The 652-nt window shown below is 38.7% G+C and carries 2 protein-coding genes; both read left to right on the forward strand.

Annotated features, from left to right (window positions below):
• The coding region (locus INT22_RS07275; RefSeq protein ID WP_193067960.1) for a hypothetical protein at positions 1-409 on the forward strand (409 nt) is incomplete at its 5' end.
• The gene (locus INT22_RS07280; protein ID WP_193067961.1) at positions 406-636 is read left to right on the forward strand and encodes a hypothetical protein; all 231 of its coding nucleotides are present in this window, start codon (positions 406-408) and stop codon (positions 634-636) included. The genes INT22_RS07275 and INT22_RS07280, both read left to right, overlap by 4 nt.
• Positions 637-652: the final 16 nt, after the last annotated feature.

The raw sequence follows: 652 nt of genomic DNA on the forward strand, positions 1-652 counted from the left end.
AAGCGCCTCCTTGGAGGCGCTTAAACGCGAGCAAGGTAATATTTTTAGCCAGCACTTTGAAAACTTACAGAAGCTCTTTATTGAGCTTTCAGAACATGCAGGCCAAGATATTCAGGAGGAGACCCAGCAACAACTAACACAAATAGAAAAAAGCCTGGGTGAAGTTGTTGAAGGCAAGATCAAGAGCTTTGAAAAACGGCTTGAAAGTACGCTAGCCGATTTTGCAAATAATGATAATGCCCAAGCTAAAAAGAAAAGCAAGCTGATTCCAGTACTTTTAGTGGCTCTAGTAATTGCTATTTCTTCAGCCTCGTTTGTAGCTGGTAGCTATCTGGAACAATCACGCTTTGATAGTGTGATTGAAATTCTACCTTACCTCGATACTACAAATTTAGAAGATGCTAAATGACAACTTTAGAAAAAACTCTTATACAATCCGCAGCGCTTGAGCTTAAAATGCTCCTTTCTCTATCTCATGATAGTGATGTAAACGAAAAAGTTGCTTGTTACAACCGTGTAAGCGCACTAGTGATGATTGCTTACCTAAAAAATAATGGGATGACTGAGCAAGGGGTTAAAGAGCTTGAGGAAATTGAAAAAAAAGCAAATTTACTAATGCAAAAAAAACCCGCCTAAGCGGGTTTTTTTTAGA

Origin of the sequence: Halomonas sp. 3D7M (assembly GCF_014897885.1) — a bacterium.
GTDB lineage: Bacteria > Pseudomonadota > Gammaproteobacteria > Pseudomonadales > Halomonadaceae > Vreelandella.